2 protein-coding genes are annotated in these 1,061 nt (G+C 45.1%); both read right to left on the minus strand.

Features of this window, described 5'->3' with window-relative positions; genetic code table 11:
- Nucleotides 1-144 precede the first annotated feature (144 nt).
- Complete coding sequence (gene bluB / locus A3738_RS02630; protein ID WP_068481579.1) at nt 145-804, minus strand: 5,6-dimethylbenzimidazole synthase; 660 nt, start codon at nt 802-804, stop codon at nt 145-147.
- Between the two features lie 28 nt (nt 805-832).
- Nucleotides 833-1,061 (minus strand): adenosylcobinamide-GDP ribazoletransferase (locus tag A3738_RS31790; protein ID WP_231876508.1); only part of this gene is annotated, 229 nt, incomplete at its 5' end.

Genomic DNA, 1,061 nt, shown 5'->3' on the forward strand with positions numbered 1-1,061 from the left:
TCCCAGTGATTGTTGGAGCACTTCGCAATCAAGCCTTATTGGTGCCCGGTTTTTGCGCGGCAATTACTGGCTATGTTCTCGGTAATTATTTAGGAATCGTCGTGGCAATATCGTTAAAATCTATCCTTTGATTGTAGGCTAAGCTTAGTATTGCCATTCGTCCTCAAACACGAACTCATCTAAGCTACGCTCTGTCGCCCACTCCTCCATAACGAGCATGGGCTTCTCATAGAAAGCATCTACATGACCAATGCATAGAATCGCGACAGGATGGCTATCGGGCGGCATGTTTAAAACCGTTTTTAGCGCCTCAGGGTCAAAAATGGAGACCCATCCCATACCAATTCCCTCAGCACGCGCGGCAAGCCACATATTTTGAATAGCGCAAGACAACGAAGCCAAATCCATTTCTGGTAATGTTCGTCGCCCAAATACATGTTCATCACGCTTATCGGGCAGTGCCGCAACAATGACATCTGAACATTCTTTTAAACCCTCTACTTTGAGTTTAAGAAACTCAGCTTTGCGAGAGGCTAATGCAGCAGCGGTAAGATCGCGCTCATTCTCTACTAGCGTTTGAATCGCTTCACGCTTTTCAGTATTGCGAATTCGGATAAAACGCCACGGCTGCATTAAACCAACACTCGGAGCCATATGAGCCGCATATAGCAGCTTGCTAATAAGGTCTTCGGAAACCTTCTCGTTATTAAAATGCCGCATATCTCGGCGTTCCGCCATGACTTTATAAATGGCTGTTTTTTCTGCGCGAGTATAGGAAAACGTAGGGTCAGAAGAATCATTCATGGCAATATGCGCGTGAGGTTTGAGAACATTAAGCTAGGCGTAATAATGCTAGAACAGCCAACAAGAACCCAATCTCGGAGATCTGTTGGATTGCGCCCAGCGCATCTCCAGTGTAGCCGCCTAACCACCGTTTAAGTTTGATCGCCAGATAGTAAACCGGCAATCCCATAAGTACGACAGCTATTATAGTATTAGGAGGAAGTAAGATTAATGCAGGAAATGATAAAACCGTTGCTATCGAAAAATCTTTATTACCA

It is taken from the genome of Oleiphilus sp. HI0066, from assembly GCF_001635725.1.

Coding starts and splice junctions, on each gene's coding strand:
- bluB (WP_068481579.1), bottom strand. CDS start 804: ATGAATGATTCTTCTGACCCTACGTTTTCCTATACTCGCGCAGAAAAA.